Source organism: Sphaerisporangium album, from assembly GCF_003323745.1.
GTDB lineage: Bacteria > Actinomycetota > Actinomycetes > Streptosporangiales > Streptosporangiaceae > Sphaerisporangium > Sphaerisporangium album.
This window is the reverse complement of the sequence record NZ_QOIL01000005.1, coordinates 140,319-158,932: the sequence shown is the minus strand read 5'-3', so window position 1 is coordinate 158,932 and position 18,614 is coordinate 140,319. Positions and strand designations below refer to the sequence as shown.

At 68.4% G+C, this 18,614-nt stretch carries 16 protein-coding genes and 1 pseudogene; 7 read left to right on the top strand and 10 right to left on the bottom strand.

Going from position 1 to position 18,614, the window contains the following annotated elements; all coding sequences use genetic code 11:
• Window positions 1-101: 101 nt before the first annotated feature.
• Together DQ384_RS10735 and DQ384_RS10730 are read right to left on the bottom strand one after the other, a co-directional pair.
• Window positions 102-1,979, bottom strand: coding sequence for a mucin-5B (locus tag DQ384_RS10735; RefSeq protein WP_147268732.1), 1,878 nt, complete (start codon window positions 1,977-1,979; stop codon window positions 102-104).
• Entirely contained in the window at window positions 1,976-3,274 is a 1,299-nt protein-coding gene (locus tag DQ384_RS10730; RefSeq protein ID WP_114028589.1) for a helix-turn-helix domain-containing protein, read from the bottom strand. Before DQ384_RS10730 ends, DQ384_RS10735 begins: the two co-directional genes overlap by 4 nt.
• A 764-nt stretch (window positions 3,275-4,038) precedes the next feature.
• Here DQ384_RS10730 and DQ384_RS42815 point away from each other — a divergent pair.
• Window positions 4,039-4,401: pseudogene (locus tag DQ384_RS42815) on the top strand (NUDIX hydrolase); the annotation flags it as partial.
• Between the two features lie 389 nt (window positions 4,402-4,790).
• On the top strand, window positions 4,791-5,225 hold the full coding sequence (locus DQ384_RS10720) for an enediyne antibiotic chromoprotein (RefSeq protein ID WP_181871142.1): 435 nt from the start codon (window positions 4,791-4,793) through the stop codon (window positions 5,223-5,225).
• A 343-nt stretch (window positions 5,226-5,568) separates the two neighbouring features.
• Here DQ384_RS10720 and DQ384_RS10715 read toward each other — a convergent pair whose 3' ends face one another.
• Window positions 5,569-5,880, bottom strand: coding sequence for a hypothetical protein (locus tag DQ384_RS10715; RefSeq protein WP_114028586.1), 312 nt, complete (start codon window positions 5,878-5,880; stop codon window positions 5,569-5,571).
• A gap of 435 nt (window positions 5,881-6,315) precedes the next feature.
• Here DQ384_RS10715 and DQ384_RS10710 point away from each other — a divergent pair, with 435 nt between their 5' ends.
• Entirely contained in the window at window positions 6,316-7,287 is a 972-nt protein-coding gene (locus DQ384_RS10710) for a prephenate dehydrogenase (RefSeq protein WP_181871141.1), read from the top strand.
• A 75-nt stretch (window positions 7,288-7,362) separates the two neighbouring features.
• Here the strand turns inward: DQ384_RS10710 and DQ384_RS10705 are convergent, their stop codons facing one another.
• Together DQ384_RS10705 and DQ384_RS10700 are read right to left on the bottom strand one after the other, a co-directional pair.
• Entirely contained in the window at window positions 7,363-8,541 is a 1,179-nt protein-coding gene (locus tag DQ384_RS10705) for an acyl-CoA dehydrogenase family protein (protein WP_181871140.1), read from the bottom strand.
• A gap of 117 nt (window positions 8,542-8,658) precedes the next feature.
• Window positions 8,659-8,934 carry a phosphopantetheine-binding protein gene (locus DQ384_RS10700; protein WP_114028583.1) on the bottom strand — a complete coding sequence of 92 codons (276 nt, stop codon included), beginning with the start codon at window positions 8,932-8,934 and terminating at the stop codon, window positions 8,659-8,661.
• A 260-nt stretch (window positions 8,935-9,194) separates the two neighbouring features.
• On the opposite strand from DQ384_RS10700, the gene DQ384_RS10695 reads away from it, so the two are divergent.
• Window positions 9,195-9,605 carry an SgcJ/EcaC family oxidoreductase gene (locus DQ384_RS10695; RefSeq protein ID WP_114028582.1) on the top strand — a complete coding sequence of 137 codons (411 nt, stop codon included), beginning with the start codon at window positions 9,195-9,197 and terminating at the stop codon, window positions 9,603-9,605.
• Window positions 9,606-9,757: 152 nt separating this feature from the next.
• Here the strand turns inward: DQ384_RS10695 and DQ384_RS10690 are convergent, their stop codons facing one another.
• Together DQ384_RS10690 and rfbH are read right to left on the bottom strand one after the other, a co-directional pair.
• Window positions 9,758-10,792, bottom strand: coding sequence for a glucose-1-phosphate thymidylyltransferase (locus DQ384_RS10690; protein ID WP_114028581.1), 1,035 nt, complete (start codon window positions 10,790-10,792; stop codon window positions 9,758-9,760).
• A gap of 135 nt (window positions 10,793-10,927) precedes the next feature.
• Complete coding sequence (rfbH, locus tag DQ384_RS10685; RefSeq protein ID WP_114028580.1) at window positions 10,928-12,232, bottom strand: lipopolysaccharide biosynthesis protein RfbH; 1,305 nt, start codon at window positions 12,230-12,232, stop codon at window positions 10,928-10,930.
• A gap of 202 nt (window positions 12,233-12,434) precedes the next feature.
• Between rfbH and DQ384_RS10680 the strand changes: the two genes are divergently transcribed.
• The 3 genes from DQ384_RS10680 to DQ384_RS10670 all read left to right on the top strand — a co-directional run bounded on the left by DQ384_RS10680 (window position 12,435) and on the right by DQ384_RS10670 (window position 14,970).
• Complete coding sequence (locus DQ384_RS10680; RefSeq protein WP_114028579.1) at window positions 12,435-13,781, top strand: nucleotide sugar dehydrogenase; 1,347 nt, start codon at window positions 12,435-12,437, stop codon at window positions 13,779-13,781.
• Between the two features lie 374 nt (window positions 13,782-14,155).
• The gene (locus DQ384_RS10675; RefSeq protein ID WP_114028578.1) at window positions 14,156-14,725 is read left to right on the top strand and encodes a hypothetical protein; all 570 of its coding nucleotides are present in this window, start codon (window positions 14,156-14,158) and stop codon (window positions 14,723-14,725) included.
• Between the two features lie 8 nt (window positions 14,726-14,733).
• Window positions 14,734-14,970 carry a hypothetical protein gene (locus DQ384_RS10670; RefSeq protein ID WP_114028577.1) on the top strand — a complete coding sequence of 79 codons (237 nt, stop codon included), beginning with the start codon at window positions 14,734-14,736 and terminating at the stop codon, window positions 14,968-14,970.
• Here the strand turns inward: DQ384_RS10670 and DQ384_RS10665 are convergent.
• The 3 genes from DQ384_RS10665 to DQ384_RS10655 are packed head-to-tail and all read right to left on the bottom strand — an operon-like array spanning window position 14,954 to window position 18,461.
• The gene (locus DQ384_RS10665) at window positions 14,954-16,165 is read right to left on the bottom strand and encodes an aminotransferase class V-fold PLP-dependent enzyme (RefSeq protein ID WP_114028576.1); all 1,212 of its coding nucleotides are present in this window, start codon (window positions 16,163-16,165) and stop codon (window positions 14,954-14,956) included. The genes DQ384_RS10670 and DQ384_RS10665 overlap by 17 nt on opposite strands.
• Window positions 16,162-16,962, bottom strand: coding sequence for a tryptophan 2,3-dioxygenase (locus DQ384_RS10660; RefSeq protein ID WP_114028575.1), 801 nt, complete (start codon window positions 16,960-16,962; stop codon window positions 16,162-16,164). The genes DQ384_RS10665 and DQ384_RS10660 overlap by 4 nt, the downstream gene beginning before the upstream one ends.
• Window positions 16,959-18,461: a benzoate-CoA ligase family protein gene (locus tag DQ384_RS10655; protein WP_114028574.1), complete on the bottom strand. Its 1,503-nt coding sequence runs from the start codon at window positions 18,459-18,461 to the stop codon at window positions 16,959-16,961. The genes DQ384_RS10660 and DQ384_RS10655 overlap by 4 nt, the downstream gene beginning before the upstream one ends.
• Window positions 18,462-18,614: the final 153 nt, after the last annotated feature.

Below are 18,614 nucleotides of genomic sequence, written 5' to 3'. Positions count from 1 at the left end.
AAATGAAGGATCGCGTGAATTCGGAGCGCAGGCCGCGCCCCTGGTGCTGTCTGAGGTCCCAGGGGCGCGGCTGCGTCAGTTCGACCGTAACCTTCCCGTGCCTACTTCTTCGGCACGTACAGCCGGATGTTATCGATGCGGGCCTGGCCCTCACCGACGTTCGTGTACGGCTCACCGATGACGAAGTAGTCGGGGTAGGCCGAGCCGGCCGGCCACTGGTTGTCCCACGTCTTGGAGCCAAATGCGCCCCGCGCGGTGTGCGACGTGTTGAACTGGCCGTCGTACTCCTCGGCGTCCACGTTGTAGTGGAAGATCGGGACGTTCGCCCCGACCACGCCGGCGTCGTCGTCGATGAAGCCCCGGGTGAACCGGTAGGTCTGTTTGCCGACGTTCTTGAAGTTGCCGCTGACCTCGAGCGTGTAACCCGCCTCGGTGCGCTCGATGGCGAACGTGTAGTCCTGCTTGGGCATCAGCTCGGGCTGCAGCTCCACGGCCGACTTCTGCACGCCGGAAACCGGCCGACGGTCGCAGCTCGTCACGAACGTCTGCGACTGGCCGAGCGAACCCGTGAAGTAGAGCATGTTCACCGTGGTGCGGTTGCTCTCGTCCCAGGGGTACTTCTCACCGGTCCGCGAGTTGCAGACGTCGTAGCCGTTCGTGTTCCGGGACGGGGCCGGGCTGAACTGGTCCATTAGCACCTTGCGGTGCCAGTGGTACATCGCCAGGTTCCGGGGCATCGCCGGGAAGTCCAGGATCGACATGAAGTGGAACGCGTTGTACGCCTCGTTGCTGTCCTCCCGCACGGAGTGTGTGGCGCAGGGGTCGGCCGGTTCGATGTCGTTCGGGTCGCCGACCCAGGGGTAGAACGTCTTGCACTCCCCGAGGGCGTACCCGTTGTACTTGCCGTCGTAGAACAGCGAGCCGTTACGCAAGCCGCCGAAGTCGAGCGTCTTGAGGTCGTACTCGATGCGGTAGTACTTCGGCAGCGGCTCGGTGTTGCGGATGATCGCGCCACCTGTGTGGTTGGGCACGGTGATCTTGGCGACGGAGCCCGCGTTCTTCAGCGACTCCGTCACGATCGACGGACGTTCGGCAGGGTCGGTGTAGCTGTCGTCGACCCGCCCGCCGCTCTCGCGCGCGGAGAGGGACGCCGTGAGCCAGCCGTCCCGGCCGAACTTGGTCTCCTGCCGGTAGGTCCGCATGGTCGCCATCGCCGCGTCGAACTCGGGACCGAGCTGAAGGCGGTAGAGGTCGCCGTTGTCGTCGTTGAAGTCGTCGACCGGCTCGCTGTAGTTGTCGAGCACCCACGGGCTGGCCTCAGTGCGGATCGGCTTCCCGAACTGCTCGACATACTTGAGCTGCCAGTCCGGGGTGACGGGTTCCGGCTCAGGCGAGGCGGCCGCGCACGGCGGGGTCACGCCGTCGTCGTTCTGGATGATCGTCAACTTCACGCTGTGCAAGGTCACCCCGGCCGTGCCCGCCTCGACGCGGAAGTCGGCGCCGCCGTTCTCGCGGTTGGCGAACCGGGCGTCCATCAGCTCGAAGCCCGCCGTCTTCCACGTGTTCGACCCGGTGCGGTTCACCGAACCCGTCGAGCCGTACGCGCTGCTGGTCGAGTCGTACTGGACGCGGAATGTGGCCCCGCCCTCGTCGAAGTACTCGACCTGCAGGCACGCGACGAACGCGCCATCGAAGGCGATCGCGTCGTCAACCTGGAAATACATGTGTTCCGCCGGTGCCGAGGTCTGCACGGTCGCGCGTGCGCTCAGCCCGCCAACCGTCACGGGTGCGGTCGTGCCGTCACCCTGCTCGATCTGGCGGAGACCGTTCTCCTCGTTGACCTCGCCTAAGATGATCGAGGCGCTGGGCCCGCCCGCGGCGACCGGCGTCGCGGCGAGGACCAGAGATGCCCCCAGGGTGACCACGCTCAGGGCCGCCACGGCCGAGCGACGTCCGCGATTGCGAGTTGTTGCTCTCATTGCGCTTCCTTCTTCGTTGAGCAAGGCGTCCGTTCGTGCCGCTCCGGGCCTCGGGGCCGCGCGTGAGGCGCGGCCCCCGTCACGGGTGCCGATGTGCACTGGTTCGGTTCACTCGTCGGTCGCGCTCGCGCGCAGTAACTCCTTCCCGTCACCATCGGTGAGCACGAGCGTCGCGGTCGCACCGGACTCGACAGGTGCCGAGAGTTCGTGCGAGACGTACGCGTCACCCGTGAGTCGCACTCGTCAGCGTGCTTCCGGTCGAGTCGTCGACCAGGGCGGCCGACACGTCCTGGCCGATGAGGATTGTGAACACGTTGGCCGTGACCGACACACCTTCGTCGTCGTGGGCGAACCCGACGTGCGCGGCGCCGTCGGGTGGCGTTGGTGACGTCGGCGAGCCCAAGCGCCGGCGCCAAGGACTCCGTCCACGAGCCCATCTGGTGCGGCTGGAGGACCGCCGAGGAGAAGAACCTGTCGGACGTACCCGCCCAGAGCTCGATGTATGGCCGTTCGGACGACCCGCGCCGGAATATGTTCGTGCCGAAGGAGCCGTTCTGTCCCCACTCCCAGAACTTCATGCCGGGCGTGATGGTGTTGTCCCCGACGCGGACGACGCCTTCAGGGTTCTCGTGGTTCACCACGCCCCAGAAGTTGTTCTGCGGGGTGGTGGCCAGATCCTGACCGTAGGCGATGCCGTCGCTACGCCACTCGCTCATCTTCTTGATCTTGTCGAGCACGAGATACCGGTCGGTCGGCGTCTGCGGGTGAGCCGGCTGCTCGACGTCGGCCATCCAGCGGTAGGCCGAGTCGTACCGGATGGTGTCGACATTCGTGACGATGTCCATCGTCGGCGAACCCCAGGTCGACTCCTCGCCCGGTGCAAGCGTGGTGCAGGTCCAGTACCCGTAGCTCTTCGCCGTGTTCGTCGGGTTGTGCAGCGCCACGGACATGTCCACAGAGGGGCTGTCCTTGAACACCGTGTAAGGGACCTCGGCTTCGATCTGCGTGGCCCCGTACGCGAATCGGCTGAGCCGGTCGGGGTGGCCGATCGTGTCCTTCTTGGTCATCGTGATGTCGACGAGCCGGTACCGGCCGCCGCCGTCCTTCTCCAAGAGGCCGAGCTCAAGCAGGGATGCGGCGTAGCGGTGGGCCGTGCTGACCGCCACATGGGACGCGGCTGCCAGATCGTACAGGCTCGCACCCGCTGTGCCTGCGGACGCCACCGTCTCCAGCAGCTCGAACGCCTTGGTCGTACTCGACGACTTCCTCGTCGTTGGCATTCCTGTCGTCACCATTCGAATAACTCGAATCCTCTTCGATTTGGTACCTGATCACAGCCTTGATAAATGCGAGACACCTTGTCAAGGGTTTCGATTCGTGGACTTCCTCGCTGATCGACGGATTCCTCACCGGGCATTCGAGTATGTCGAATCGACGGTTCATCTCGACACCGGCGTGGGCCGTCGACGGTCGCGGCCACGGTGATGGGCACCGCGGCAACGGGTTACGCCGCTTGCCGCAAGGGGAGACAGACCCCAGCCGCACGTCGAGCGCGAGCCCGGTCACCGGCAGGCGGCGTTCGAAGGACGTCAGGCGCACGCTTGCTCGTGCCAACCCTGAGGTCCACTCGGTGGACTTGGCCACCAGCTGCGTTGTCAATGGCCAGTTGCCAAATGAATCAGAACAACTTGAGGAGGGCCTTGCATTAGTTGTGGGAAGGCCTTTAGACCGCTGTAGAGCGGGATCTCCCCGATCTACTCCGCGCGGCAATAATGCTCTTTCGCAACCTCTATCAGCAGAACCCTTCGGAGGTCGCGGAGACGTGGCGCAAGGCGACCTCAACTGAACCGCCGGAGTGGATGACGCAGTGATCATCTTGACACAGAGGGTGGGCCCGTCCATCAAGCAGGCGAAAGCCTTCAGCCAGCCCTAAAGCCACGCCGCACGCCCGATCCTTAATTGTGAGGAGGATCGGTAATGGCGTTCCAGGGTCTTTTGATGACGGACGGCCAGGTGCTGGGCGTGGCGGGCGTAGAAGTCGTTGCCGTCTTCTCGGTAGTCGGGTAACTGGGCCGTCCCCGGTGGTGCGATAGACCTCGGCGAGTCTCTGCCCGAGGCGGCGATCCGCGAGACTCTGGAAGAGACTGGGGTCAGGTCTGTGATCACCGGCCTTGTCGGAACGTACACCGACCCCAAGCACGTCATCCTCTACACCAGCGACGGTGAAGCCCGTCAGAAATTTTCCATCGTGCTTACCGGCCGAGCGGTCGACGGGGAGCCGACGCCAAGCGACGAATCCCTGGAGACGCGGCTCGACGGGGTGACCGTGCTGCGCACCGAGGGCTTGGTGGTCGCCGGCGAAACCACCACGCCCTACCGCCGGTACGACGAGCCGGCCGCGACCGCGAGGCGACGCCCGTGACGCTCATCCCGTACGTCGCCGGGGCCAACCGTGGCCGCACGCGATGCGAGTACGGATACCGGCCCTGCGAGGCGCCGGCACACGACGGTGAGTTCGCGCCGTCCCAGGCCGGACGGCCACCCAGCGCGATCCGGTCCCCCTCCCCCACATGCTGTCCGCAAGCGCGTCCGGAGGCGCGTCGCTGGAACCCGCGTTGAGCCAGGTCGAGAATCGGCGCGGCGCCTGAGGGCGCGCGTTCCTACTCCGGACCGGCGAGACAACTCGACGGTTGACAGGAAGTGGAAATCATGAGTCAGTTTGCTGTCATCCGTTTCTCTGATTCGGCCGATCCGCATGATCCAGACTCATCAGTGTCAGAGCGAGTCAATCGCCAGAGCAAAGGAGCGAGCATGCAGAAGAAGACCGGCCTTATCGCCAAGCTCGGTATTGCCACTGCGGTCGTGGCTGGTGGCCTGACCCTCGCGGCACAGCCTTCCGCCTTCGCCGCCGCGGCTCCCAGCTTCTCCGTGACGCCGTCCACGGGCCTGTCGGACGGTAGCACCGTCACGGTGGCGATCAGCGGCGCGGGAGCGAGCGAGCAGTTCAGCGTGGTCCAGTGCGCGACCGTCAACGACCAGCTGGCGTGTAACCAGGAGACGGCCAAGACGGTCACCGCGAATGCCAGTGGTTCGATCAGCTCGCCGTTCATCGTCCGCAAGAGCTTCCAAGGTGTGACCCCGGAGGGCGCCGTAGTAGGCGCGGTGAACTGTGCCACGACGGCCTGCTACGTCAGCGCTGGAAACCAGACCGTCTTCCTCGGCAGCAAGCAGATTTCCTTCGTCTGATCTGAGTTCACGTTCATAGGATCCACCGCAGCTCAAAGGCCACTTCCCGGGTTCGGGAAGTGGCCTTTCGGTGTCACCTGCCACGCGAGAATGTAAACGTCTCGCTCGCTTTGCGGAATGAGCCGAAGGTCGATGCCGCACATGACTCTCCCGGCACCCACGCTCACACTGACGGCACCGTCCGATGCCACGGCGGGCCAGCCGCTCACGCTGACCGGGGGAACCGAACGGGTGATCGGTGCCAGGGCCGGCACTGCTCGGTTTCGCCCCGAGCGGCGCCGGCCGCTTTTCTTCATGGGCAGTGCCCTGGTAAGGGCAGGTGGGCCTGTGGACGCCGCGTCCGTCATGCCAGGCTGATCCGCAGCCCGCGGATCTCGTACCCGCCGATGTCGTTGTTGAAGGTCACGCGGGGCGGCGCCGTCCGGACGCCATCGATGGCGAAGAGGCGGCTGGGGAGGACGTCGGTCTCCAGGATCGCGATGCCCGCTCCGGGACACCGGTGCGGGCCGCCGCCGAAAGACAACGCCGCAGCGCTCGCGGCGCCGCCGCCGAGGCACTCGCCGAGAATCTCGGCGGCCGTGCAGCCCCGGGAGATCAGGTGCGAAATGAGGTCGTCGCGCGGGTCGCGGCGGTGGTCGCGGATCGCCGGGCGCACGTCGGCCAGGTAGACGCGCAGCCGGTTGACATTCTTCCTGACAAGCCAGTAGATCCCGCTCGCGCTAGCGGTTGGCTTCGAGTCGGCGGTCCTGGTGGGGCGGGTCTTCTTCTCGGGCGCCGCGGTGCTCGGCGGCGCTCATCGTCGCGGGGGTCTTCACGTTCCTCTACTGGGACGTCGGACTGCTCGCCAGGCGGGAGATCATCCCTTGGTGTCCCGTCGCCCCCTGGTCATGAGCCCTTCCGAGCTCCTCTGGACGGCCGGCGCAGGCAGCCGCTTCTCCCTCGTGGAGGAGCGGCTGTCGCGTTTTGCGGCTTGGCAGGAACGTGTTGGCGATCGGCAGTAAGCGGACGGGCCTCTTCTCCCTTTTCGGGCCGGGTGCGGCGCACCATGGCTGTGAGGACCGCGCCAGGAACTGAGGAAGGACCGATCACCATGGCCATGGCCATCTTGACGTCCACGACCAACCGGACCACCCGGTCCGCACCCGCGATCCGCCACGTCACCGTGATCGGATGCGGTTTGATCGGCACCTCCGTGGCACTCGCGCTACGGGCCGACGGAGCCCGCGTGACGCTGGCCGACCAGGACCCGCGTTCGCTGGTGGAGGCCGTGCGCATGGAGGCGGGTGTCGAGCTGGACGCGGACGAGCCACCGGCGGACGTGGTGGTCATCGCGACCCCGCCGTCCACCGTGGCCGAGGTGTTGCGTGACGCACAGGGCCGGGGGCTGGGCGCCGTGTACACGGACGTGGCCAGCACCAAGGCGCGGATCCTGTCGAGCGCCGAGCTCGCCGGCTGCGATCTGAGGACGTACGTTCCCGGGCACCCGATGGCGGGGCGCGAGATATCGGGTCCGGGCGCCGCCGTCGCGGACCTGTTCGCCGGCCGGAAGTGGGCGTTGTGCCCGGGTCCGGCCACGGCGCTGTACGCGGTGCGGACCGTGATGGAGCTGGTGACGGCCTGCGGGGCGCAGGTGGCGCTGCTCTCGCCGTACACGCACGACAGGGCCGCCGCGGCGGTGTCGCACGCGCCGCTGGTGTTGTCGGCGGCGCTCGCCGCCAGATTCGCGTACGCGGGTGCGGGACCGGACGCGCTGTCCCTCGTCGGCAGGGGGTTGTACGACGTGACCCGGGTCGCCGGGAGCCCTCCGGAGCAGTGGATCGACATCCTCGATCACAACGCCGGCGCCGTCGCGGACATGCTGGAGGAGGTGGTGGACGATCTGACCGCGGTCGCGGCGGCGCTGAGGGAACCGGATGGGAGCACGAGCTGGGGTGTGGTGGCCGATCTGCTGATACGGGGGAACCTCGGCCGGGAGCTCATCGTCGACGCCTACGGGACGGACGGCAAGGAGCACCAACTGCTCCAGGAGAGAGTGCCGACGGGAAGCATGGAGACGGCCTGACACGCCAGTGCCCCGCGGCCGACGGCCGCGGGGCACCTCCAGCCGGCGGAAGGCGGATGGAGTGGAGGGTGTTCGTCAGATGTAGAGGGTGTTGGGCGGAAGGCCGCAGAGGACCCTGCCGTAGAGCTCGGCGTTGGTGTTGGGGTGCATGAGCGCGTGCAGGTTGGCGCTCTGCACGTCGCGCAGGATGCGCTGGATCGGCACGTCGGAGTAGAGGGAGGAGCCGCCGCTCGCGGTGGCGAGGATGTCCACGGCCTCCTTGGTCAGCGCGCACACCGCACCCATGTCGGCGCGGACCCTGGCCCGCTCCTCCAGCGTCCACTGCTCGCCGCGCTCGCTCTTGCCGTCCACGGTCCCGGCCAGCCGCTCGGCGTGGAACTGCGCCTGGTCGATCTTGAGCACGGCCGCGGCGACCTGCAGGTGGGTGATGGGCGCCTCGCTCTGCTGGTCGTACCCGGTGTACGTGATCTTGCGGCCGGGCAGGCGGTCCAGGAACGCCGTCTTGGCCGCCTGGGCCAGGCCCAGGAAGGTACCGACCGAGGAGGCGGAGGCGACGGGCAGCAGCGGGGCCCGGTAGATCGGGATGTCCGCGTTCAGGCGAGAGGCGTACTGCTCCTGGAGCACCGCGGGCAGCGGGATGATCCGCTCGGCCGGTACGAACACGTCCTGGGCGACGGTGCTGACGCTGCCGGTGCCCTGGAGCCCGGTCGTGTGCCAGTCGTCGATGATCTGCAGGTCGGACATGGGGACCAGCGCCATGATCGGCATGGGCTCCTGGTCGGGCCCCACCTGGATGGCCACGATCTCCTGCCAGTGGCTGTGCCAGGCGCCGCTGACGAATCCCCACTTGCCGTTGACCACGACGCCGCCCTTGACCGGGGCGGCCATCGCGCTGGGACTGAGCGTCCCGCACACCCGTACGTCCGGCGTCGAGAACACCTCCGCCTGGACGTCGTCGGGGAACAGGCACACCATCCACGTGGGGATCCAGTAGACCGACGCCGTCCACCCTGTGGAGCCGTCGGCCTGACCCAGCTCGGCGCCCACGGCGACGAGGGTGCGCGTGTCGCACTCGTAACCGCCGAAGCGCGCGGGGACCCTCATCTTGAAGACGCCTGCGTCGGCCAGGGCCTCGATCGACTCCTCATGGAGGCGCCGGTTCTGCTCAGCCCAGGCCGCCTTTGACTGCAGGGCCGGCGCGAGGGCGGACACCCGTCGCACGAGTTCCTCCCGTGCCGGAACCTCGGTCGTCACCACTGTTTCCTCCTAGTGTTTCTGGTATGGGACGCTCTCGTGGTCCCTCGGACGGGACGCTGAGGCCGCGTGTCCGGCATCCCAGCGGTCGAACAGGCTCGCGTCGCGCGGACGCGTTCAGGCGAGGGACGAGACCTTCGCCGCGGCGGCGACCCTGAGCACCAGCGCTCCGAGGTTGGGGTCCTCCTCGAAGAGGTCGCCCACCTCGATCTCGACGCCCAGCTCGTCCTCGATACGCGAGACGATGCGGATCGCGGAGATCGACTCGCCCTCCAGATCGAAGAACGTGGCATCAGCCATCTCGTCCGGCACATCGAGCACGTTCCGCCAGATCTCTCCGACCTTCTCCTCGATCAGGGAGAAACTCAGCTCGTTTGCCCGATTGTCAGTCATCCGGTGTCCTCCATTCCCGAAATCCCAATCAAAGGCGTGTCGACCCGCGAACGGATACCCGCCCTGAATACCGGTTCTTGCTGATATATCGTCACAAGTCGCGAGTCCTCGTACATCTTTGAAAATGCTGGAAATAAGGCGACCGATTAGGCACGACAGGAGAAAACCCATAGTCCGGACGGAGTTAAGGTCGCGGAGGGTCACGATTGGAGGCGGCCGCGCCTGGCCACCGAAGATCTCGTAGAGTAGAGGACGGGTAAATGAGCGCTACATCGACCACCGTCGACGACACGACGGCCGTTCGCGAGGTGCCGCGGCGCATGATCGCCGCCTGGGCGAAGAACGACGGCGAAGCATTCGCCAGCATATTCACCGAGGACGCCACCATGATCCTGCCCGGTGATATCTATGTCACGGGCCGCGAGAGCATCCGCGCGTTCATGGACGCCGCCTACTCCGGCCCTTACAAGGGCACGCGGGTGTTCGGCGAGCCGCTTTCGGCCAAGTTCCTGGGGCCGGAGGCCGCGGTGCTGACCACCAAGGGCGGGGTGCTCACGGGCGAGGAGACCGAGGTCTCGCCGGAGCGGGCCATTCGCGCCACGTGGGTGCTGGCGAAGCAGGACGGCCAGTGGCTCGTCACCGCCTACCAGAACACGCCCATCGGAGCGTGAGACGGCACCCGACGTCCTAAGCCTCGACGCGACAACCGACCGGCCGCCGCCGGTCGGTTGTCGCGTTTCAGGCGCCTGTCCGCCGCCGCAGCGAAGCGCGCGGCGTCGTCCTGCCGGCACGCCGGTTCGCCGTGGCGTGCCGGCCAGGCCGGCTACCGGGCCGCGGGCGCGATCTCCACTCGCGTGTTGTCACCGACCAGCAGCCGGTAACGAGCCGCCTCCGAGCCGGCCGGCTCGATGACGGCCGAGCGCCCGACGATCGAGCCAGACATTCCGGGAACTTCCAGGATCGACGCCCCGTCCAGCACGATGGAGTCGCTCAGCCGCGTCCCGCGCAGCACGCAGTCGCGCCCGATGGACACGTTGGGCCCGATGATGCAGTCCTCGATCAGCGTGTTCGCACCGACGATCACGGGCCCGTCGATCCGCGACCGCACGAGGCGTGTCATGGGGCCGAGTTCGACCCGGCCGCCGAGCTCGCCGAGCAGCCGCCGGTTGCATTCGAGCACGTCGTCGGGCCTGCCGGTGTCCTTCCAGAACCCCCGGTACTCGGTGGCCCTGACCGGCCGCCCGCGGGAGACCAGCCACTGGACGGCGTCGGTGATCTCCAGCTCGCCGCGCCGGCTCGGCGCGATGGCGGCCACGGCCTCGTGGACGGCGGCGGTGAAGAAGTAAACGCCCACCATGGCGAGATCGCTGCGCGGCCACCGGGGCTTCTCGACCAGCCGCCGAACGGCCCCGTCCACCCCGAGCTCCACGACGCCGAACGCCCGCGGATCCGGCACCCGCTGCGCCACCACGTGCGCGGCCGGCCGCCTGGCGCGGAAGTCCGCGGCGATCTCGGCGACCCCGTCGGGCAACATGATGTCGCCGAGGTACATCACGAAGTCATCCTCGCCCAGGAACCCGCGCGCGAGCCGCACGGCGTGCGCCAGCCCCAAGGGAGCGCCCTGCTGGATGTACGTGACGCGCACCCCCAGCGACGAGCCGTCCCCGATCACCGCGGCTATCTCCGCCGCCCAGGACCCGACGATGACGCCGATCTCGGTCACGCCCAGGTCGCGGATGTTCATCAGCACGTGCTCGAGCACCGGCCGGTTGGCGATGGGGATGAGCTGTTTCGGCATCGAATAGCTAAAGGGCCGCAGCCGGGTGCCGGACCCGCCGGACAATACCAGTGCCTTCATAATTCGATTGTCCGGCCCATGGGGAGAACGCCTTCTCGGTTTTTGCCGTGAAGGCCGGGAATTTCCCGCGGCGACCCGGAACGCTCCAATCTCACAACGGTCGCCGGGCCTTGCGGCCCGGCTGTCGGGACGGGATCAGCCGCGAGCGCCGACGAATTCCTTGAAGGACGCCACGACGTAGTCGATCATCTGGTCGGACAGGCCCGGATAAACGCCGATGTGGAACGTCTGGGTGGTGATGATGTCGGTGTTGGTCAGCTCGCCGACGACCCGGTGATTCTGGTCGGCGTACGCAGGGTGCCGAAGCAGGTTGCCCCCGAACAGCCGGCGGGTGCCGATCTTCCTGTCTTCCAGGAATTCCACCAGTTCCTTGGAGCTGAACGGCGCCTGCGGATCCACCGTGACGACGAAGCCGTACCAGCTCGGGTCGCTGCGCGGGGTGGCCTCGGGGAGGAGCAGGTGGGGCACGCCGTCGAGCCCTTCGCGCAGCCGGCGCCAGTTGTGCCGCCGGGCGGCGCAGAAGCCGTCGAGCTTGTCGAGCTGACTGAGGCCGAGCGCCGCCTGCAGCTCTGTGATCTTGAGGTTGTAGCCGACGTGCGAGTAGATGTACTTGTGGTCGTAGCCGTGCGGCAGCGTGCCCATCTGGTAGCTGAAGCGCTTGAGGCAGGTGTTGCTCTCCCCTGGCTCGCACCAGCAGTCCCGGCCCCAGTCGCGCAGCGACTCGACGATGCGTGCCAGCAGCAGGTTCGAGGTCAGCACGCAGCCGCCCTCGCCCATTGTCATGTGGTGGGCAGGGTAGAAGCTCACGGTGGTGAGGTCACCGAAGGTGCCGACCGGCTCGCCGTCATAGGTGGACCCGACGGCGTCGCAGCTGTCCTCGATGAGGAACAGCTCGTGCTCGGCCGCCAGCTCGGCCATCTCGGCCACCGGGAACGGGTTGCCGACCGTGTGGGCGATCATGATGGCCTTGGTCTTCGGCCCGATCGCCTGAGCGACCATGTCCACAGTGGGGTTGTAGGTGCCGAGCTCCACGTCCACGAAGACCGGCACCAGGCCGTTCTGCAGGATCGGGTTCACCGTCGTCGGGAAGGCCGCCGCCACCGTGACCACCTCGTCCCCCGGCCGCAGCCGGGCGTCCTCGAGGCGGTGCGACGTCAGCGCCGAAAGGGCGAGCAGGTTGGCCGACGAGCCCGAGTTCGTGAGCAGCGCCTTGCGCCGCTTCATCTTGCGGGCGAAGACCGACTCGAATTTCCTGGCCCTGGTCCCGCCCGCGACGCGTAGTTCGAGAGCCGCCTCGACCAGTGCCAGCCGGTCCTCGACGTCATGCACCGCCCCGGTCGGCCAGATCTCGGTGACGCCCGGCTCGAACTCGCCGGTGGGCGCGACGTCGTCATGGTACTTGCGCACCTCGTCGAGGATCAACGCCTTGTGTACATTCATCTCCGGCCCCTTCGTCGATGCACCACTCCACAGGATCGGGCACCGCCGTTTCAGATGCATCTCCTGTATTGCGGCCCGGCCGCGCACGGCGAAAGATGCGGCCCTGCCGCGCAACGCGAAAGATGCGGCCCGCCGGGAACTGCGCTGTGCTGGCAACCAGGGAATCGACCAGGTTGTGGACGCACGTCGTTGGGGAGCATTTATGCGATGCCTGCAGGAAAATAAGCGCCCAAAAGTCGCGGTCATCGGCCTAGGCTATGTGGGCTCCTGTTACGCGGCCGTCATCGCGGAGCGCGGCTGGGACGTGACGGGGGTCGACACGAACGCTCAACTGATCGAAGAGCTGACGGAGGGCCACTGCCGCTATCAGGAGGACGGGCTGGCGCCCCTGCTCCAGGCCGGCATCGTGGACGGGCGGCTCCGGCTGACCACTGACTACTCCCAGATCCAGGCAGCCGACGTCGTGCTGCTCGCGGTCGGCACCCCGATCAGGAGCGACGGTTCCGTGGTGGAGACCCAGCTCGCCCAGGCCTGCGGGGAGCTTAGCCGCCACCTGCGCGCCGGGCAGCTCGTACTGGTCAAGAGCACCGTGCCGCCGGGCACGACGCGCGACTTCGTACGTCCGCTGCTGGAGCGCGGCGGACTCGTCTGCGGCGCGGACTTCGGCCTGGCCTTCACACCGGAGCGGTTCGCCGAGGGGACGGCGCTGCGCGAGCTGCGGTCGCTGCCCATCGTGGTCGGCGGCATGGACGCCGACAGCACGCAGGACGCGGCACTGTTCTGGCGGCAGGCACTCGGCGTGGAGGTGATCAAGGTGGACTCTCCCGAGGCCGCGGAGATCATCAAACTGGCCGACAACTGGTGGATCGACCTCAACATCGCGCTGGCCAACGAACTGGCCAAGTTCTGTGCCGCGTTCGACGTGGACGTCCTCGACGTGATCGGGGCCGCCAACACGATCAGCAAGGGCAACGGCAAGGTGAACATCCTGCTGCCCAGCGTGGGCGTCGGTGGCTCTTGTCTGGTCAAGGACCCGTGGATGGTGTGGCGCTCGGCCCGCGAGCGCGGCGTGGAGCTGTTCACGCCCGCGATCGGCCGCAAGGTCAATCTCGGCATGCCCGAGCACACCGCCCAGCTGATCATCGACGCGCTGGCGCGCCAGGGCAAGGACCCGGCGCGGTGCACGGTCGCGGTGCTGGGGGCGGCGTTCAAGAACAACACCGGCGACCTGCGCGCCACCCCGGTCGAGGGCGTCGTCACAGCCTTGGAGAAGGCCGGGGCCACGGTGCGGCTGCACGACCCGCTGGTGGATCCCTTCCAGGCCGAGGCACTGTTCGGCATCACCCCGGCCGAGACCCTGGAGGAGGCCGTCCACGGCGCCGACTGCGTCGCCGTCATGGCCCTGCACGAGGAGTTCGCGTCCATCGACTTCGCCGCGCTGCCGGTGGCGGACTCGTGCCTGGTGCTGGACGGGCGGGCCTATTACAGCAAGGAGAAGATCGCCGAGTTGCGTCGCCTGGGCTATGCCTACCTGGGCGTCGGGCGTTGAGAGACAGCGATCCAGAATAGATCCGTAGAGATCATCACGGATATTCCGCGCGCAAGCGAGCTGGTAGACGAGGTGGAGGCCGGCGCCTACAGCCCGACGGCACTGCCGCTGCCGCGCGGCCACCCCGCCGAGCCGCCGTCCGTGGCGCGGTAGCGCGAGTACACGGTGTGGGGAGGTCCGGGCTCACATGAGAAAAAGATCGTTCTCGATGTCTGGGTGCCGGACCTGCCCCTCTCCGGCCGGACGGACCGGTGGCGGGAGCAGGGCAGGGACTTCGAACAGGCCCACCCCGACTACGAGGTGAACATCCAGGGCAAGGACTTCTGGACCTTCCCCTCCAGGTCGCACGGGCGGCGGCCAGCAGGCAGCCGCCCATGGTGGCCGAGTACCACTTCTCCATAGGCCAGGCCGCCCGCGACCTCGTCGGGCCCGACGGGACGCCGGTGTTCACCTCGCTCCAGCAGGCGATCGGCGATCGTCAGGAGATCCTCGGCGAGCCGGTGGTGATCGACGACCTCCTCCCGGCCTTCCGCGAGTACTACCCCTGCGACGGCGACCTCACGTCGATGCCGTCCGGCGGCGCGACCAGCCTGCTGTTGGCCGACAAGGGCATGCTGCGGGCCGCCGGCGTGCCGGAGCCGCCGCAGCCGTGGGCCGAAGTGGACTCCGTCCGCGAGCAGACCGCCGGCTGCCGCAACGCCCCCGCCTACCCCATCACCTGGGCCAACCACGGGATCTTCCAGCAGGCGCCGGCGGCACAGGGCGGGCTCCTGGTGGACAACGGCTACGGCAGGTCGGGCCGGCATCGCCTACCTGGCCTCGGACGAGATGCTCGCCTGGGCGGAGTGGTGGCGGCGGCTGCACGCCCGCGGCCACTACCTGTACACCGGCAAGATCCCCGACTGGGCCGACACCTTCCGGGCCTTCGCCGAGCGACGTCATGACGCGCGCCATGGAAGACGTGCCGGCGCGCGGCGCCGATCCGGTGGCGCGCTTCACCGAGGCGGCCGCCGAGGCGCAGAAGCTGCTGGACGAGTACAACGCGTACGCGATCGGCACGGGCTTCCGCGACCCGGGCGGCAGCCCCGACCACAGTCTGGCCGTGGAGTCGCTCAGCGCGGCCTCGGCGGGCCGCGACTACGCGGCCGCCGATCTGGAGAAGGTGGCCCCGCTCAGGCTGCACCGCTGATCCGGGGGATGGGCCGGTTCGCGCGCATGGCGGCCAGCTCGGCCTCCAGCGCGTCCATCGCGGCGTCGAGCTGATCGTCCGACAGGTACGGCGCGGGGCCGAGCCGCAGCATGTGGCCGCGGCTGTCGGCAAGCACGCCCCGCGCGGTCAGCCCATCACGCAGCCGCGCCGCGTGCGGTGATCGAAGCGCGAGGAAACCCGCGACGCCCGCCAGCGGCGTGCCGGTGTCCCTGCTGATCAGTCCGCCGGTGTCCATGGCGTCGAAACGCGCGCACAGCCTGGCGAGCTGGCGCTGGGAGACCAGGCGCAGCAGGTCGGGCGTCAGGCCGTGCTCGGCGAAGAAGCCGAACACGCGTGCCGCGCGGTAGTGGCTGGTCGGGTCGTAGGTGGCCCCGGAGAAGGCCTGCGCACCCGGCGGATAGGCCACCGCGTCCGGCCCCGTCTCCGCGGCCAGGTCGGCGAACTCGGCGAACCAGCCGGTGATCACCGGGCGGAACCGCGCGGCGTGCGGCGGGACCCGCAGGAAGCAGTTTCCCTCGCCGAGCTGGAGGTACTTGTACCCGCCGCCGACGACCCACGCGGAGGGGATCGCCGCGGCGGAGAAGGGGACGACGCCGAGCGCGTGGTAGGCGTCGACGAGCAGCTGCGCGCCCCTGCGGTCACACGCGTCCGCCAGCGCTTCGAGCTCCGGCACGATCGCGGCGGTCTCGTACATCACCGCGGAGACCAGCACGGCGGCGGTCCTGTCGTCGACCGCCTCCGCCAGCCGTGCGGACAGGGAGCCGGCAGGCTCCGCGGGCACGCGCACCACCTCCAGCCCTTCCTCCGCCAGCCGGTCGAGCTGGCGGCGGAGCGTGTGGAACTCGCCGTCGGAGGTCACCAGCCTGGGCCGGTCGCCGAGCGGCAGCGAGGACAGGAAGCGGATCACCAGCTCGTGGGTGCTGGAGCCCAGGGCCAGATCGGCGGCGGGGTCGTCGAGCACGCGCCGGAAGCCTGCCCGCACCTCCTCCGCCTTGTCCATGGCCCGACCCCACTTGGCGTCCACGCCGAGCGCGGCGTCATGGAACGCCTCCAGCTGACCGTCGAGCGCGACGTCTGGCCAGGCCTGGTGCGAATGGCCGGTGAGCAGCAGGCGTTCTGAGACGCGGAACATCGTGTAGTGCGGCGCGAGATACGCGGCCAGGTCGCCCGTCATGCGCCACGCACCTCCCACAACACGGGGAAGGCCGGGGTGGCGCAGGTGGCGCGCAGGTGGTCGGCGCCGGAGGTGCCGCCGGTGCCGCGACTGGCCCCGATCATGCGCTGCACTATCTTGATGTGCCGGTGGCGCCATTCCTGCAGCAGCCGGTCCAGGTCGAGCAGGCCCTCCGCGACCTGGGCAGGCACCAGGTCGTCGTGGTTGACCCGCGCGAGCACCTCACGCACCGGCTGGGTGGCCTCGAAGGGCAGGGCGGGATTCCTGCGCAGCACCTCGGCGGGAACGGGGTAGCCCTGCAGCGACACGTAGCAGAGGAACGAGTCGAGCACGGACGGCCTGTTCATGGCGGCCTCGATGCGCAGCCGTTCGGCGCAGCCCTCCTCGTAGTTCTCGAGCACGATGCGGTCACGCGCTCCCAGCACTGCCTCCAGCTCGCGGAACTGCGCGGACTGCGCGCCGCTCGCGGAGCCCAGGCTGTCGCGGAAACCGGCGAACTGCGCGGGCGTCAGCGTGTCGATGACGTCCAACTGGTCGACGGCCACCTGAAGCACGGCCACGCAACGACGCAGCGTGTGCAGCGCGGAGTCGCTGTCGCCGGCCTCGAGGCGCTCCTGCAGGTAGGTCAGCTCGTGTAGCAGCAGCTTGAACCACAGTTCGTAGACCTGGTGCACGATGATGAACATCGTCTCGTCGTGCGCGCGCGAGCGCGGCCGCTGGATGTCGAGCAACAGGCCGAGCTCGAGGTAGGAGGCGTAGGTCAGGCGTGTTTCCTGAGCCAGCGCGGCGCCGTTCATACCGCCGCCTCCAGGACTCGCCTGTCCACCTTTCCGGAGGCGGTCTGCGGCAACGCGTCCACGAACATCACATCCCTCGGATACTTGTGCGGCGCCAGCCGCGCCCGCACGTAGTCCTTCACCTCCTGCGCCGTCAGTGGTGCTCCGGCCACCACGTAGGCACGGGGCAGGACCAGCCCATCCGCGCGGTAGCCCACCACCGCGCAGTCGGCCACCGCCGGATGGCCGCGCAGGCAGTTCTCGATCTCGGCGGGCGCCACCCACACGCCACCCACCTTCAGCAGGTCGTCAACGCGGCCGTGATAGACAAAGAAACCGTCGGCGTCCCTGCTCACCAGGTCGCCCGAGCGCACGGTCTGCGGGGCCACGAACGTGGCCGCCGACTTGACCGGGTCCTGCCAATACTCCAGCGCCACCGTCTCACCCGTGATCTCCAGGCGGCCCACCTCCCCATCCAGCACCGGCCCGCCATGCTCGTCCACGACCCGCAGACGGTAGCCGGGCACCGCGGTGCCGAGGGTGCCGGCACGGCTGCCGCCCGGGCGGTTGGACAGATAGATGTGGTACGCCTCGGAGGAGCCCAGCCCGTCGGCCACCTCGACGCCGAAGGTCTCCAGCCACCTGCGGTGCAGCTCGAGCGGAAGAGCCTCGCCCGCCGAGACGCACACGCGCACGCAGCTGAGGTCCTGGCGTGCCGCGTCCGGGTGGGCCAGCATGGCGCTCATCATGGTGGGCACGTTGACCAGGATCGTGGGCCGGTGCTCGGCGATCAGCTCGAAGATCCGCCCTGCCGTGCTCCGCTCGGGAAAGACGATCCCCGCCGCACCCACGCCGAAGGGGAACAGCGCCGCAAGGTCACGCGCGTAGCCGAAGAACAGCTTCGGCACCGGCAGCACCACGTCGTCCTGGCGCAGGCCGAGCACTCCCCTGCCGTACCCCTCGAAGCTCACGTGCGGGCTCCTGGCGGGCAGTACGCACGCACGTGGCGCGCCTGTGCTGCCCGTCGTGAACTTCCACAGGGCCACGTCGTCAGGCGCCACAGGGACCGGGTCCAGCAGGTCGTCCTGCGCGCCCACCATCGAGCCGAAGTGGCGCTCGCCGGGCAGGAGTTCGTGTTCCGCCACGCCGTCCACCAGGAGGCCGCGCGCCCCAGCCGCGCGCAGCCCGTCGAGCGCGGCGGCGTCCGTGACGACGACACGGGGCTCGGCGTAGTCGAGGAAGTAGCGGTAGTCCTTGGGCTGGAGATAGGTGTAGATCTCGGCGGTGACCGCGCCGATGAGTTGCGCGCCGTACCACGTGGCGACGAACTCCGGGCCGTCGCTGAGACAGATCAGCACGCGGTCGCCGCGGCGAACCCCCAGGGCGCGCAGCGCGTTGCCGGTCCTGGCGGCCAGCGACCGCAGCTCCGCGTAGCTGAGCCGGCCCGATGGGGTGATGAGCGCGGTCCTGTCGCCGTCGTTCCTGTCGAGGAACCGCGCCGCGATGTTCAGGGAATTCATGGGCACCTCCTTCGCTTCTCACGGTGCCTGGCGGTCCGTGGCGAAGGGAGGTGTGGAGCGGGCAGGAAGATGGGGCTCGCTGACAGGTTCGTGCCAATTTATCGCCGAATGCGGGATTGGGGGTGGGCGCGAGGGCCTGCCGAGATGCCGACC

What these genes read in the sequence shown, in the direction of transcription:
- DQ384_RS10735 (WP_147268732.1), bottom strand. Translation starts at nt 1,979, where the DNA reads ATGAGAGCAACAACTCGCAATCGCGGACGTCGCTCGGCCGTGGCGGCC.
- DQ384_RS10730 (WP_114028589.1), bottom strand. Translation starts at nt 3,274, where the DNA reads ATGGTGACGACAGGAATGCCAACGACGAGGAAGTCGTCGAGTACGACC.
- DQ384_RS10720 (WP_181871142.1), top strand. Translation starts at nt 4,791, where the DNA reads ATGCAGAAGAAGACCGGCCTTATCGCCAAGCTCGGTATTGCCACTGCG.
- DQ384_RS10710 (WP_181871141.1), top strand. Translation starts at nt 6,316, where the DNA reads ATGGCCATGGCCATCTTGACGTCCACGACCAACCGGACCACCCGGTCC.
- DQ384_RS10700 (WP_114028583.1), bottom strand. Translation starts at nt 8,934, where the DNA reads ATGACTGACAATCGGGCAAACGAGCTGAGTTTCTCCCTGATCGAGGAG.
- DQ384_RS10695 (WP_114028582.1), top strand. Translation starts at nt 9,195, where the DNA reads ATGAGCGCTACATCGACCACCGTCGACGACACGACGGCCGTTCGCGAG.
- DQ384_RS10690 (WP_114028581.1), bottom strand. Translation starts at nt 10,792, where the DNA reads ATGAAGGCACTGGTATTGTCCGGCGGGTCCGGCACCCGGCTGCGGCCC.
- rfbH (WP_114028580.1), bottom strand. Translation starts at nt 12,232, where the DNA reads ATGAATGTACACAAGGCGTTGATCCTCGACGAGGTGCGCAAGTACCAT.
- DQ384_RS10680 (WP_114028579.1), top strand. Translation starts at nt 12,435, where the DNA reads ATGCGATGCCTGCAGGAAAATAAGCGCCCAAAAGTCGCGGTCATCGGC.
- DQ384_RS10675 (WP_114028578.1), top strand. Translation starts at nt 14,156, where the DNA reads ATGGTGGCCGAGTACCACTTCTCCATAGGCCAGGCCGCCCGCGACCTC.
- DQ384_RS10670 (WP_114028577.1), top strand. Translation starts at nt 14,734, where the DNA reads ATGGAAGACGTGCCGGCGCGCGGCGCCGATCCGGTGGCGCGCTTCACC.
- DQ384_RS10665 (WP_114028576.1), bottom strand. Translation starts at nt 16,165, where the DNA reads ATGACGGGCGACCTGGCCGCGTATCTCGCGCCGCACTACACGATGTTC.
- DQ384_RS10660 (WP_114028575.1), bottom strand. Translation starts at nt 16,962, where the DNA reads ATGAACGGCGCCGCGCTGGCTCAGGAAACACGCCTGACCTACGCCTCC.
- DQ384_RS10655 (WP_114028574.1), bottom strand. Translation starts at nt 18,461, where the DNA reads ATGAATTCCCTGAACATCGCGGCGCGGTTCCTCGACAGGAACGACGGC.